11 protein-coding genes are annotated in these 12,044 nt (G+C 66.3%); 4 read left to right on the forward strand and 7 right to left on the reverse strand.

Annotation, left to right across the window (positions count from 1 at the left end; translation table 11 throughout):
- Positions 1 to 3 precede the first annotated feature (3 nt).
- Both ASG20_RS10810 and recN read left to right on the forward strand, forming a co-directional pair.
- Positions 4 to 966, forward strand: coding sequence for an outer membrane protein assembly factor BamD (locus ASG20_RS10810; RefSeq protein ID WP_056051853.1), 963 nt, complete (start codon positions 4 to 6; stop codon positions 964 to 966).
- 73 nt (positions 967 to 1,039) lie between these two features.
- Entirely contained in the window at positions 1,040 to 2,704 is a 1,665-nt protein-coding gene (recN, locus tag ASG20_RS10815) for a DNA repair protein RecN (RefSeq protein WP_056051856.1), read from the forward strand.
- A gap of 413 nt (positions 2,705 to 3,117) precedes the next feature.
- On the opposite strand, the gene ASG20_RS10820 is transcribed toward recN, so the two are convergent.
- Positions 3,118 to 3,897 (reverse strand): class II aldolase/adducin family protein, encoded by a 780-nt coding sequence (locus tag ASG20_RS10820; RefSeq protein WP_056051858.1) that lies wholly within the window; start codon positions 3,895 to 3,897, stop codon positions 3,118 to 3,120.
- 97 nt (positions 3,898 to 3,994) lie between these two features.
- On the opposite strand from ASG20_RS10820, the gene ASG20_RS10825 reads away from it, so the two are divergent.
- Positions 3,995 to 4,663: a Crp/Fnr family transcriptional regulator gene (locus tag ASG20_RS10825; RefSeq protein WP_156364224.1), complete on the forward strand. Its 669-nt coding sequence runs from the start codon at positions 3,995 to 3,997 to the stop codon at positions 4,661 to 4,663.
- A 158-nt stretch (positions 4,664 to 4,821) separates the two neighbouring features.
- On the opposite strand, the gene ASG20_RS10830 is transcribed toward ASG20_RS10825, so the two are convergent.
- Complete coding sequence (locus tag ASG20_RS10830; RefSeq protein WP_056051866.1) at positions 4,822 to 5,793, reverse strand: SDR family oxidoreductase; 972 nt, start codon at positions 5,791 to 5,793, stop codon at positions 4,822 to 4,824.
- A 116-nt stretch (positions 5,794 to 5,909) separates the two neighbouring features.
- On the opposite strand from ASG20_RS10830, the gene ligA reads away from it, so the two are divergent.
- A complete protein-coding gene (gene ligA / locus ASG20_RS10835) occupies positions 5,910 to 8,069 on the forward strand; it encodes an NAD-dependent DNA ligase LigA (RefSeq protein ID WP_056051869.1) in 2,160 nt (719 codons plus the stop codon).
- A 50-nt stretch (positions 8,070 to 8,119) separates the two neighbouring features.
- On the opposite strand, the gene ASG20_RS10840 is transcribed toward ligA, so the two are convergent.
- From ASG20_RS10840 to ASG20_RS10860, 5 genes are all read right to left on the reverse strand, one after another.
- Positions 8,120 to 8,695 (reverse strand): hypothetical protein, encoded by a 576-nt coding sequence (locus tag ASG20_RS10840; protein ID WP_056051872.1) that lies wholly within the window; start codon positions 8,693 to 8,695, stop codon positions 8,120 to 8,122.
- 163 nt (positions 8,696 to 8,858) lie between these two features.
- The gene (locus tag ASG20_RS10845) at positions 8,859 to 9,518 is read right to left on the reverse strand and encodes a hypothetical protein (protein WP_156364226.1); all 660 of its coding nucleotides are present in this window, start codon (positions 9,516 to 9,518) and stop codon (positions 8,859 to 8,861) included.
- The gene (locus tag ASG20_RS10850) at positions 9,515 to 10,294 is read right to left on the reverse strand and encodes a hypothetical protein (RefSeq protein ID WP_056051878.1); all 780 of its coding nucleotides are present in this window, start codon (positions 10,292 to 10,294) and stop codon (positions 9,515 to 9,517) included. The genes ASG20_RS10845 and ASG20_RS10850 overlap by 4 nt, the downstream gene beginning before the upstream one ends.
- A 2-nt stretch (positions 10,295 to 10,296) precedes the next feature.
- Positions 10,297 to 11,118, reverse strand: coding sequence for a hypothetical protein (locus ASG20_RS10855; RefSeq protein WP_056051882.1), 822 nt, complete (start codon positions 11,116 to 11,118; stop codon positions 10,297 to 10,299).
- Positions 11,119 to 11,160: 42 nt separating this feature from the next.
- Entirely contained in the window at positions 11,161 to 12,042 is an 882-nt protein-coding gene (locus ASG20_RS10860; RefSeq protein ID WP_056051885.1) for a 3'-5' exonuclease, read from the reverse strand.
- Between the last annotated feature and the right edge of the window lie 2 nt (positions 12,043 to 12,044).

The raw sequence follows: 12,044 nt of genomic DNA on the forward strand, positions 1-12,044 counted from the left end.
CCAATGCGTATCCCCCAGTCCTTTCCGAGCATGCCCCGTGCCCTTGTGGTCACGCTCGTCGCCGCGCTTGCGCTCCCCATGGCTGGTTGCGCGGGCGGTCGTGCCGCAAAGGGCGATCTGCCCTATGTCGCGCGCGACGTGGGTACGCTGTACTCGACCGCCAAGCGGCGGCTCGATCAGGCGCGCTACAAGGAGGCTGCACAGCTGTTCGACGAGGTCGAGCGCCAGCATCCCTATTCGATCTGGGCACGCCGTGCCCAGATCATGTCGGCGTTCAGCTATTACCTGGCGCGCGATTACACCGCGTCGATCAGCTCGGCGCAGCGCTTTCTCGCGGTGCATCCTGGCAACCGCGATGCGCCGTACGCCTATTACCTGATCGCGCTCGGCTATTACGAGCAGATCACCGACGTCACGCGCGACCAGAAGATCACGCGGCAGGCGCTCGATTCGCTGGGCGAGCTGATGCGCCGCTATCCGAACACGCGCTATGCGTCGGATGCGCGGCTGAAGATCGATCTGGTCAACGATCATCTCGCGGGCAAGGAAATGGAGATCGGGCGGTTCTACGAGACGCGCGGCCAGTGGCTCGCCGCGAACGGCCGGTTCCGCACCGTGATCGACAAGTTCCAGCAGACCACGCACACGCCCGAGGCGCTGATGCGGCTGACCGAGACGTATCTGGCGCTCGGCGTGCCCGTCGAGGCCGAGAAGGCAGGCGCGGTGCTCGGGCGCAACTATCCCGGCACCGACTGGTATCAGCATGCCTACGACCTGCTGAAGAAGAAGCAGGTGCCGGCCGTGCCGCCGCTGAAGCCCGGCGAACAGGTGGTGCCGGTCGGGACCAAGGGGACGCCGTCGGTGATGGTCGAACTCGACGAGCCGGGCTCGACGCCGACCGGCCCTTCGGTGCGTACGCCCGACAAGCCGCGTTCGGCGGGCCAGCCGTCCAACACCGGCAGCTGACGCGAGTACAGGCCGTTCGGTTGGAACATAGGGGGATCGCATTGCGCGCCCGTTCGTCTATGGCGGACATCCTATGCTGACCGAACTTTCCATTCGCGACGTGGTGCTGATCGAAGCGCTGGATCTGGGATTCGGCGAAGGGCTTGGCGTGCTGACCGGCGAGACCGGGGCGGGCAAGTCGATCCTGCTCGATGCACTTGGCCTTGCGCTCGGCGGGCGTGGCGACAGCGGACTGGTACGGCACGGCGCGACGCAGGCTGTGGTGACCGCGACGTTCGATGCCCCTGCCCCCGAGTCGCCGCTCGCGCTGTTGTTCGACGAGAACGGGCTTGAGATCGAGCGCGGCGAGCCGCTGATCGTGAAGCGGATCGTCAAGGCGGACGGCGGCAGCCGCGGCTTCGTAAACGACCAGCCGGCGTCGGCGGGGCTGCTGCGCGAGATGGCGCCGCATCTGGTCGAAATCCACGGGCAGCATGACGAGCGCGGGTTGCTCAATGCGCGGGGCCACCGGGCGCTGCTCGACATCTTCGGGCGGACCGAGCCGGGCGCGACGGGCAAGGCTTACGCGGCGTTTCGGGCGGCCGAGGCCGAACTGGCGGCGGCGCGCGCGGACATCGAGACGGCTGCGCGGGATCGCGAGTGGCTGGAGCATACGGTCGCCGAACTGACCGCGCTGGCGCCGGTCGCGGGCGAAGAGGAGACGCTGGCGGATACGCGGCGGTCGATGCAGCGCGCGGAGAAGATCGCGGACGACCTGGCGGCGATCGACGATTTCCTCGAGGGCAAGGACGGCGGGATGGCGAAGTTGCGCCAGGCCGCGCGTGTGCTCGAGCGGATCGCGGAGGATCATGTCGCGCTCGGCAATGCGCTGGCGGCGGTCGATCGCGCGGTGATCGAGGCGTCGGTTGCCGAGGAAAGCCTGCGCGATGCGCGGGCCGAGATGGCGTATGATCCGCGCGCGCTGGAGGATGACGAGGCGCGGTTGTTCGAGCTTCGGGCGATGGCACGCAAGCACCGCGTGCAGCCGGATGACCTCGCCGCGCTGGCGGACGAGATGCGCGCACGGCTGGAGCGGCTCGATGCGGGCGAAGGCGGGATCGCGAAGATCGAGGCACGCGTGGCGTCTGCGCGGAAGGCTTTCGATGCGGCGTCGGATGCTTTGACGAAGCGGCGGTTGGCGGCGGCGAAACGCCTCGACGTGGCGGTCGCGGGCGAGCTCGCGCCGTTGAAGCTGGATGCGGCGCGGTTCCAGACGGTGGTGGCGCCGCTTGGTGACGAGGGCTGGTCGGCGGCGGGCAAGGACCGCGTCGAGTTCGAGATCTCGACTAATCCGGGTGCGCCGTTCGCCGCGCTTACCAAGATCGCATCGGGTGGCGAATTGTCGCGCTTCATCCTCGCACTGAAGGTGGCGCTGGCGGAAGAAGGCGGCGCGTCGACGATGGTGTTCGACGAGATCGACCGCGGCGTCGGCGGCGCGGTGGCCAGCGCGATCGGCGAACGACTCGCGCGACTGGCACAGAGCACGCAGTTGCTGGTGGTGACGCACAGCCCGCAGGTCGCGGCGCGTGGGGCGAAACATCTGCTGATCGCGAAAAGCAGCGACGGCACCGTCACGCGGACCGGCGTGCGCGCTTTGTCCGAGGACGAACGCCGCGAGGAGATCGCGAGGATGCTGTCCGGCGCACAGATCACCGACGAAGCCCGCGCGCAGGCGGAGCGGCTGCTCGAGCGGGCCTGAAGTCGGGACGCCTCGCCAACTTCTCCCCCCTCCCTGAAAGGGAGGGGTCGGGGGTGGGTCGGTCTCCGCGCTTTCGGACTGTGGTGGCACAAGCCGACCTACCCACCCCCAGCCCCTCCCTTTCAGGGAGGGGAGCCGACATAGTCTCGGGCGCGGTCATCTGAAGTCGATCCGATCAGGGCATCGCCTGCTGCGGATGGGGGTGGTCGGGAAGAGCGCGAGCGCTAATGCCGGCGACGTTTTCGGCACTCTCACGTCTAACCACCCCGACGGTGGCCGGGCTCAGTTGGGCAATGGCTCTTAGAAGGCCGGGAGCGGTTACGACGACCTTGCCAATTGGGCCCCGGCCTTCGCCGGGGTGGTGGGCTTGGCTGGCGTGTGGCAAAAATTCGGATGTCTTCTCGCGGTCTAGCTCAGTCGCGAAAGCTCGGATCGATCCGGTCGAGTTTCCGGAGCAGCGCCGGCCACGCCAGCCCGTCCGCGAGCATCCGCATGCCGGGGCCGCTCGACTGGCCCTCGACCTTCTCTGCCACGCCCTGATTCGGGGTGTTGAGATTCTCGCGCCCGGCGCTCAGCATCAACACCTGCGCCTCGCACGCGCGTTCGAGGAAATACATGCGGAGGAACGCCTGCGGGATCGATTCGCCGACCGTCAGCGTGCCGTGGTTGCGCAGGATCATGCTGTGCTTCGTGCCGAGATCCGCGACCAGTCGTTCGCGCTCCTCGAGCTCGGTCGCGATGCCCTCGAAGTCGTGATACGCGACGTCGTGCCCGGCGATCATCGCGGTCTGCGTGTGCGGGAGCAGCCCCTCCGCCATCGCCGACACCGCCTGGCCGTGCGGCGTGTGCAGATGCAGCACCGCGACCGCATCCTCGCGCGCGGCGTGTATCGCGGAGTGGATCACGAACCCGGCACGGTTGACCGGCGCGGGCGTGTCCATGACCTTGTTGCCGTCGACGTCGATCTTGACGAGCGACGACGCGGTGATCTCCTCGAACATGTGCGTGTAGGGGTTGATCAGGAAATGATGCTCGGGCCCCGGCACGCGCGCCGACAGATGCGTGAAGATCAGATCGTCCCAGCCGTAATAGGCGATCAGGCGATACGCCGCGGCCAGGTCGACGCGCAGCGCCCATTCCTCGGGCGACACGAGATCGCGTATCGTCGGCTCGGTCCTGAGTGCGGTCGCCATCATCCATCTCCTTTTGTTATGCGCGTGGCATAGCATGGCGCGGATCACGGAAATGTCGTCGGATTGACAATCGCGGTGATTGGCCGACACTTCCGCGATGTCTTCGATCGATCCTGCGCTGCTCGAGGCCGACCAGTGGTTCGGCGCGGTACCGGCCGCGCGACGCGCGCTGCTGTTGCAGGAGGCAAGCGTCCGATCGGTGCCGGCAGGCACGCGGCTCTACGGCGTCGGCGATCCACCCGATGGGCTTTGGGCGGTGCTTGACGGGCAGGTCCGGCTGATCGGCTATCCCGCGATCGGGGCCGAAATGGTGGTGCTGATGATGGGACCGGGGACGTGGTTCGGCGAGCTGTCGACGCTCGATGCGGGGCCGAGGCCGCACGACGCGATCGCGTTCGGCCCGGCGCGCGTGCTGCATATCGGGATCGACACGTTCCGACGGCTGGCCGGCGACACGCCCGAATTATGGTGGGACATTGCGCTGCTGGCGTGCGCGCACCAGCGCGCGTCGCTCGCGTTCATGATGAACACGCTGTCGCAGCCGATCCCGGTGCGGCTCGCGAGGATGCTCGGCGGCATGGTGCGCGCGGCTGGGGGCGACAGCGTCGCACTCCGACAGGAGGATATCGCGGCGATGATCGGGGTGTCTCGGCAGACGCTCAACAAGGCGTTGAAGGCGATGGAGCGCGAAGGCGTGATCGCGCTGGAATATGCGCGGATCAGGGTGTTGGATGCGGAAGGTCTGCGGCGATGGGGTGCCGGGTGAGCCGTCGCACCTCGTAAATACCACCACCCCGGCGGAGGCCGGGGCCCAATTTGGGGACAGAGATAACGATGCGCATCGCTCCGTTACTGCGACCTCGCCAATTGGGCCCCGGCCTTCGCCGGGGTGGAGTCGGTTGGGTGAAGCGGTGGACGCCTCCGTTACAGCACCCCGGTGCCGCCGGTCGCCGCGAACGCGCTGCCGCTAGTGAAGCTCGTCCCCGTCTCCGCGAGCGTGACGTACAGCGACGCGAGTTCGGCCGGCTGACCCGCCCGGCCGAGCGGCGTGTCCTGCCCGAACTCGCCCATCTTGCCCGGCAGCTGCCCGCCCGCGACCTGGAGCGGCGTCCATACCGGCCCCGGTGCGACCGCATTGACGCGAATCCCCTTCTTGCCGAGCTGCTTGGCCAGCCCCTTGGTAAAGATCAGGATCGCGCCCTTGGTGGTGGCGTAATCGAGCAGTTCTTCACCGGGACTGACCGAATTGACCGAGGCGGTGTTGATGATCGACGCGCCCGGCTTCATCAACGGGATTGCCGCCTTGCAGAGGTGGAACATCGCATAGACGTTGGTCTTCATCGTCCGGTCGAACTGCTCGAAGCTGATCTCGGCGATCGACTCCTTAGACTGCTGGTACGCGGCGTTGTTGACGAGGATATCGAGCCCGCCGAGTTCGCGGTTCGCGCGTGCGATCAAGTCGGTGCAGAATTTCGCATCGGTCAGGTCGCCGGGAATCAGCACGACTTTCCGGCCCTCGGCACGGAGCAGCTTCGCCACGTCCTGCGCATCGGGCTCCTCGGTCGGGTAATAGTTGATCGCGACATCGGCGCCTTCGCGCGAGAACGCGATCACCGCCGCCCGGCCGATCCCCGAATCGCCGCCGGTGACCAGCGCTTTGCGCCCCGCGAGCCGCCCGGAGCCGCGGTAACTCGTCTCGCCGCAATCGGGGACGGGGTGCATGTCGCGCTGGAGGGCTGGCCATTTCTGGCGCTGCTCTGGGAACGGCGTCGAGACGAAGCGCGTCTGCGGATCGGCGAGCGGCGCGGCGCCTTGCGCGAAGGCCGGTGCGGCGGCGGCGGCGAGGCCGGTGACGGCGGCGCCCTTGAACAGGTCTCGGCGGTTGGTGTCGGTCATGATGGCGTGTCCTGCGAAAAATTCTCTTGGTATGTCAGCGCGCAAGTCGGGCGAATGTTCACGCCATGTTGATCGAGGTCTTGTCGAAAGACGCCCCCCTCCCCTAACCCGGCGCGATGACCGACCTTCCCGCGACCGAGATCGAAGCCGCCGCCGAACTGGAGACGCTCGCCGCGCAGATCGCGTATCATAACGCACGCTATCATACCGACGACGCGCCCGAGATCAGCGACGCCGACTATGACGCGCTGGTGCGGCGCAATGCGGCACTCGAAGCGGCGTATCCGGCGGCGGTGCGGACCGATTCGCCGAGCCGGACCGTCGGTGCTGCACCCGCGGGGCACCTCGCGAAGGTCGCGCATGCCAAGGCGATGATGAGCCTCGACAACGCGTTTGCGGACGAGGAAGTCGAGGAGTTCGTTGCGCGCGTGCGCCGGTTCCTGAAGCTGGCGGACGACGCGCCGGTGGCGCTGACCGCAGAACCGAAGATCGACGGGCTGTCGTGTTCGCTGCGATACGAGGACGGGCGGCTGGTCCAGGCCCTCACGCGAGGCGACGGGCAGGTCGGCGAGGACGTGACCGCCAATGTCCGCACCATTAGTGATATCCCCCAGACCTTGCAGGGTGAGGCCCCCGCGATCTTCGAGGTTCGCGGCGAGGTCTATATGGCGAAGGACGACTTCGCCGCCTTGAACGCGCGCCTGCTCGCCGAGGCCGAGGAGACCGGCAAGGACGCACGGCAGTTCGCCAACCCGCGCAACGCCGCCGCCGGGTCGCTGCGCCAGAAGGATGCTGCCGTCACCGCGAGCCGCACGCTCCGGTTCCTCGCGCATGGCTGGGGCGAGGCGAGCGTCGTGCCGGGCGAGACGCAGGCCGAAGTCGTCGACACGTTGCGCGGCTGGGGTTTTCCGATCGCCGAAGGGTTCGCGCGGGTCGAAGGAACGGCCGCGGCGCTCGACGTGTACCGTAAGATCGAAGCCGAACGCGCCGACCTGCCGTTCGACATCGACGGCGTGGTCTACAAGGTCGATCGGCTCGACTGGCAGGCCCGACTCGGTCAGGTCGCCAAGGCGCCACGCTGGGCGATCGCGCACAAATTCCCCGCCGAGCGGGCGCAGACTTTGCTCGAAAAGATCGACATCCAGGTCGGACGGACTGGCGCGATGACTCCGGTCGCGCGGTTGTCGCCCGTGACCGTCGGTGGCGTCGTCGTAACCAACGCGACGCTGCACAATGCCGACGAGATCGAGCGGCTCGGCGTGCGCCCCGGCGACCGCGTGCTGGTCCAACGCGCCGGTGACGTGATCCCGCAGATCGTCGAGAACCTCACCCCCGACGCCGAGCGCGAGGCGTATGTCTTCCCGCATGTCTGCCCCGAATGCGGGTCCGCCGCCGAGCGCGAGGAGGGCGAGGTCGTGTATCGCTGCACCGGCGGGCTGATCTGCCCGGCGCAACGCGTCGAGCGGCTGATCCACTTCGCCTCCCGCCACGCGTTCGACATCGGCGGGCTCGGGCAGACGCTGATCGAGGCGTTCTTCCGCGACGGCCTGATCGAATCGCCCGCCGACATCTTCCGCCTGACCGAGGAGCAACTAGCCGCGCGCAAGAAGGACGGGCGCGTCTGGGCGGCCAAGGTCATCGCGGCGATCGAGACCAAGCGGACGATCCCGCTCGACCGGTTCCTGTTCTCGCTCGGCATCCGCCACGTCGGCGAGATTACCGCGCGTGACCTTGCGCGACGCTATGTGTCGGCGAAGGCGCTCGGCGCGGTACTGCGTCACGCAGTCTTCCTGCGCGGCCAGATCGAAGCAGCAATTGGCGAACCCGAGCGGAAATTCGTGCTTCGCCGCGACAAGCTGCTGGTTGGCGCGATCGAGACCGCCGGGATCGGCCCCGAGGTGGCGAGCGCGCTGATCGGGTTCTGCGCCGAACCGCACAACCGCCGAGTCGTGTTCGACCTGCTCCGCGAAGTGAAGCCGGCGGATGTCGTCCACGAAACCCGCGAATCGCCGGTCACCGGTCAGATACTGGTCTTCACCGGCAGCCTCGAAACGCTCAGCCGCGACGAAGCCAAGGCGCAGGCGGAAGCGCTCGGCGCGCGCGTCGCGGCGTCGGTGTCGAGCAAGACCGGGCTCGTGATCGCCGGACCGGGGGCGGGCTCCAAGCTTAAAAAAGCCACCGAACTGGGCATCCGCGTCATCACCGAAGCCGAATGGGCGGAGATCGTCGCCGCGAGCTCCCTCGCACAAGTTAACTTCGGCCCATTACAAGGTTAATGACCCAGAATAACTCGGAAGCCCACAGGGGTTGAATAAGGTTTAGACGGCTAGAAAAGCAGGCCTATGCCTTCGCGCAGCGCGGCCCTAAACATCTCAAGGGTTACGAAGTTTCCCGCAGCGAAGGCCTTCGCCCCACGGGCTGGCACGACTTTGGCCGGCTTGTCCATGGCCGCGATGTACTGCTCGATACGCTGATAGAGCTCGTGCAGCCCATGTATGATGTCCGCGCTGTCTAGTGGGACCACCTCGACATCTGTGAAGCCCACGGAACCGTCGTCGATCGCCGCCGTCCGGAAGAACGCGACTGCGGGAAGTTTCGCATCCTCCACGCCGAGGCGTGCACCGACGATGTGGTTAAATCGGGCAAGTGCTTCATCCGAGGCGGTGTGGACGAAGAAGACGCTGAGGGCGGTGCCGGACAATCTGTCGAGCTTGGCATAGGCGCCCTGATCGGCGAGTACCCGCTTTAGATCGCGGTCCTCAGCATTCCGTAGGATGATCGCGAATGCCCGCGCCCTGCCATCCTTCACGTGCTCGGCGCAAATCTCCTCCACGCGCTGCAGAAATGCTTCGAGCATGAGGCCGATGCCTCTGCCGCCGCCCTGCTCGTAAATCGGTATCATCTTTCGCCACCATTCCCTGATCGGACTAACAGTCCGCATACAGGGGCGGTTTTCGGACGTGTCGCCTCGCTCGGCAACACAGAATTTCGAAGAGCCATACGTCTGTTGAGCGGCGGCTTCATTAATTCGGAACGATGAAGAACCTCGCCGCGCAAAGTGCGGCTCATGGCCGCCACGGCATCTCCAGCCGCAGCCTTCCGACATCGAATTCCAGCATCGACTCCGACGCCAGTTGGTCCGTTCGGGTGATGACGTATCCTCGATCGCGCAGCAGCGGATGGTCGACGACCTCGTCCAGAGAGCGGCCAAGGCATGCGGCGAGTATCGTGTCCGGAAGGCTTTTCAGCTTGAGCCTCGCGCAGCCGTCCCGCGTAGACAACTCGAACCCCGAACTGCGGAAGACGACTTCGAGCGAGCAGCCGACGATCGCGGCTTCGATCCAGTCCTTCAAGCCATCGGCAATCACCGCATCCCCATGACGCGGTGCCGCGTTCGAGAATCCTACCTTCTGATTGGTGCGGATGAACAAGGCGCGCCCTGAAGGCTGCGGCTGAGTACTCTCCGGCCACTTATGGCTCGGCCGGATGCGCTGCAGAGCGGATGGCGCATCGCAGCCGGCGAGTCCAAGAACGTCGGGCACGATCGCTGACATCGTCCGGACCGTCGCACAGAGATACGTGCGGAAGCTGGCCAGGCGCATCTTCGCGACGAGCTGGTCAACCATCATCTTTTCGCTGCGCGCGGTACGGCCGGCTTCCTCGCACCTCCTGAGATCGTCGGCATCTCGACCATCGACCGGGATCGCGGGCACCACCATCGTCATGATGCCAGTCCCCCGGTCTGCACGACGAGCATAAGCAGACGCTGTGTCAGCGCCTCGCCGCCTTGACGATGCGCCAGGTCCCACCAGTCGTCCCACCGGTCGACCCTTTCCGCGATCCATGCAAAGAGGTCGTCGCGATGCTGATCTTCGGCGAACGATTGCGACCAGGCCACTCTCCGCGTCGGCATTCGTGCATCCGTGGCGATGCCGGTCAGCGTGATCAGATGCGATCGACCAACACGCTCACGTGCGAAAACATGCCGACGACTGGTCACGGAACGTTCGAAGACCACGAGAGCGCGTTCGCGCGCGGCATCCGCCTCGCCGCGCTTGGCGGACGCCACCGCGTTGACCACCTCCGCCATCGGCAGATCCTCCCAACCCGGTTCGCGGGTCGCCTGCATCATCAGCATGACTGATTTTCCCTCAGGGCTGAGGGGAGCGCCTAGAGTTTGCGCCCCGTCGGCGGAATCCAGCATTCCAATCGACGCCAGCCAGCACAGATAGAAGCGCCAGAACAGCATATCGCCCTCGAACAGGTCATGCCTGTGCTCCGCGCCTGCAAGCCAGCGGGCGTCGATGGCAGTCAGGACACGGGTCATCAGTTCCTGTTGTTCGCCGGCGAGGTGAATAGCGGGGAAGCCGAGCTCTCCGACCCAGAACGCTTCCCTGACGGTCCGCCAGGTGCGTCCCGAGTCATCCTCGAGACCGCGATCACGCGCCCTCAACCACCAGCCCCAGGGCAGGTCGCCGGCATGGCGATCTCGCCGGTCCATGATCAGCCTCCCCTCTGCGGGTCGAGCCCAATCGGCGGGAGCGGCGGTCCATCACGTTCGGGAACCGGCTCGCGATCGGCGATCGCGCGGAGCTGACGGGCGAGGTTGATGACCTCCCGTACTACGTAGCCGTCGTCCCGATATTCGGCCCCGGTTTCCGCACCGAGGAACCGGAGCCCGTGCCTAGTTTCGCCCGGAATGACGTCATATAGGTGGTTGCAGTCGAAGCCGAACCACCAGACGTGGGCGTCCTCGGGGCGGTGATCGGTCGCATGGGAGATGGGTTCGAACTGGTACGGAACCCGCGGAACGTGGCAGATCCGCCGCGCCTCCACGGCGATGCGACGCGTCGGCTCGGGGCCTTCATCGCAGATCCGCGAATACGTCAGCCCGCCGTGCACCTCGATGCCGAGATCGGTAGGGATTGCTTCGTGGTTCCAGCCCCATAGCGGATGTCCGCGGGGCACGCCTACGAAACCGCTGAGATAGCCATCCCCCGTCTCCCGGAGCATGATGCACTCGAACCCCGTCTCGTCATCAACCCAGCTCAGTTTATCCGCCTCGTCGATCCAAGGCCCGTCACGGTTCGGCTTCGCGCCGTTCACGAAGAAGATCTCGCTAGCCGGGATGACGCGATCATTCGTCGCATAGGGGCGACCCGTAACCAGGGTGACGTCACCATCGCGGACGGCGGCACCATCCTTCCCGGGCATCTTCGTCAGCGCCCGTTCGGAGCCGAACAGTGGGACGAGCGCGGACCCGGTGATGTTCGCCAGCGCGGTGGTGGTCGCCTTGTTGGCGGGGGGCGTCTTCTTACGAGCCATTTTCTCTTCTCCATGTTCCGTTGATGGGCGCGCGGATGCCGCTCAGATGAAGCGGGTGCGAGGGGTGACGCGGATGAGTTCGGCGCAAATCGCCTTCGGATTGGCCTCGACGGCATAGACGTTGGCAGCGAGCCAGAACTGTTCGCCCACGAGGTCCCCGTCTTCGACCTCCTTCGCCCAGACCTTCAGGTCGGCGGACCAGCGATAACCTCGTGCCCGGAGTAGATCCTTAACCTCGAAGGCGGCTCCCCTAGCCCGGACCAGCCATGTCGGTGCGGCGCCACGCTCGATCATCTCGGATAGAGCGGTACGGCCGGCAGCGTCGCGGTGGCGCAGCATCTGGATCAGGGCATCGACATCCGCAGAGGCGCGATGTCCGCAGAAGTAGTAGCCACGCTGAAGCAGTAGATACCCCAGAACCCGACCATCGAAGCCGCGCCTGCGCCAGTCGACTTGTCGCATAGAGCAACACCAGTTCAGACCCCGCGCGTCCGGCAGGCGATCTTCGAGCCAGCGCCGGTCGAAGGAACTGTTGTGCGCCACAACGAAGCTGGCCGACTTCAGCAGCCGCGCCGCAACGTCTTCCTCTATCTCGCGGCCGGAAAGATCGGCATCGGTAAGGCCCGTGAGCTCTACGATCTCCGGAGAAAGCGGTTCGCCCGGATCCTGGCGCCACTCATAGGCCGCGTCGATGTCCGTGATGACCCCGTCGGGATCGTACCGGAAGCGACGGAGGGCGAGTTCTACGATCTTGCCGGTCGAGGAATCGAGGGAAGTCGTTTCGCAGTCCAGCGCTACGCCGACATGCGAGCCGCGGCCCGTGCCTTCGCCGGTCGGACCTTCGGTAAGACGCAAGGGGCGAAGCACGCGTACGTTTCCGGTGCCGGCTGCGTCCTCGCAGCCGGCTTCGGCATGGATGTTCATGT

Origin of the sequence: Sphingomonas sp. Leaf198 (genome assembly GCF_001424005.1) — a bacterium.
In the GTDB taxonomy this organism is placed as follows: Bacteria; Pseudomonadota; Alphaproteobacteria; order Sphingomonadales; family Sphingomonadaceae; genus Sphingomonas.

What these genes read in the sequence shown, in the direction of transcription:
- recN (WP_056051856.1), top strand. Translation starts at nt 1,040, where the DNA reads ATGCTGACCGAACTTTCCATTCGCGACGTGGTGCTGATCGAAGCGCTG.
- ASG20_RS10820 (WP_056051858.1), bottom strand. Translation starts at nt 3,897, where the DNA reads ATGGCGACCGCACTCAGGACCGAGCCGACGATACGCGATCTCGTGTCG.
- ASG20_RS10825 (WP_156364224.1), top strand. Translation starts at nt 3,995, where the DNA reads ATGTCTTCGATCGATCCTGCGCTGCTCGAGGCCGACCAGTGGTTCGGC.
- ASG20_RS10855 (WP_056051882.1), bottom strand. Translation starts at nt 11,118, where the DNA reads ATGGCTCGTAAGAAGACGCCCCCCGCCAACAAGGCGACCACCACCGCG.
- ASG20_RS10830 (WP_056051866.1), bottom strand. Translation starts at nt 5,793, where the DNA reads ATGACCGACACCAACCGCCGAGACCTGTTCAAGGGCGCCGCCGTCACC.
- ligA (WP_056051869.1), top strand. Translation starts at nt 5,910, where the DNA reads ATGACCGACCTTCCCGCGACCGAGATCGAAGCCGCCGCCGAACTGGAG.
- ASG20_RS10840 (WP_056051872.1), bottom strand. Translation starts at nt 8,695, where the DNA reads ATGATACCGATTTACGAGCAGGGCGGCGGCAGAGGCATCGGCCTCATG.
- ASG20_RS10860 (WP_056051885.1), bottom strand. Translation starts at nt 12,042, where the DNA reads ATGAACATCCATGCCGAAGCCGGCTGCGAGGACGCAGCCGGCACCGGA.
- ASG20_RS10850 (WP_056051878.1), bottom strand. Translation starts at nt 10,294, where the DNA reads ATGGACCGGCGAGATCGCCATGCCGGCGACCTGCCCTGGGGCTGGTGG.
- ASG20_RS10845 (WP_156364226.1), bottom strand. Translation starts at nt 9,518, where the DNA reads ATGACGATGGTGGTGCCCGCGATCCCGGTCGATGGTCGAGATGCCGAC.
- ASG20_RS10810 (WP_056051853.1), top strand. Translation starts at nt 4, where the DNA reads ATGCGTATCCCCCAGTCCTTTCCGAGCATGCCCCGTGCCCTTGTGGTC.